This window comes from Bradyrhizobium sp. Mp27 (genome assembly GCF_029953005.1).
GTDB lineage: Bacteria > Pseudomonadota > Alphaproteobacteria > Rhizobiales > Xanthobacteraceae > Bradyrhizobium > Bradyrhizobium barranii.
Window position 1 is genome coordinate 1 of the sequence record NZ_JASAUS010000609.1, and the last position, 578, is coordinate 578.

At 57.8% G+C, this 578-nt stretch carries 1 pseudogene; it reads right to left on the reverse strand.

Going from position 1 to position 578, the window contains the following annotated elements:
• Positions 1 to 402: 402 nt before the first annotated feature.
• Positions 403 to 578: pseudogene (locus tag QJT78_RS51980) on the reverse strand (IS256 family transposase); the annotation flags it as partial.

Sequence of the window (578 nt, forward strand, 5' to 3'; positions counted from 1 at the left end):
CAACCGACGCTGTCACGCCTGGAGAATGCGCCGCGCCTGCGCGACGTGATCCGGCTGACCTACATTTTGGTCGACGCATGGATGGATAGCTACCCGCGCGAGCCGGCATCCTTACAACTCGCTCTTGACATGGTGACCTCGTGACAAACCTCTCCACGAGATTTTCCTAGCCGACTAGATCACCCCTCAGTGCGTGGTCGCCAGATGACGCTCACGAAGGTACGGCGCAACAGTCGATGAGACGGGGTCGGGAAAACCAGTACATGCCCAAGTGCTTCCAAGTACGCCGCTGTGATTTGGACCTGATCCGCGAACTCCCATACGGGCCCGCGACATATGACGGTCGCAATCAAGGCCGGACAGATGTCAGCGAGCTATGCGGGATTTTGGGTGACGAGGCGATCAGGCGGCGTGGTTTTCCGGCACTTGGATGACCTCGATGCCGTTTTCGAATCTGACACCTGCGATGACCTTCGGCAACTGATTTGTGCCTTTCAGCCGCCGCCAGGTCTTTGATGCGGCGCAGAGCAGCTTGAACACCATCAACTTGGCAGTCGTTGACGATAACGAACCTTTCG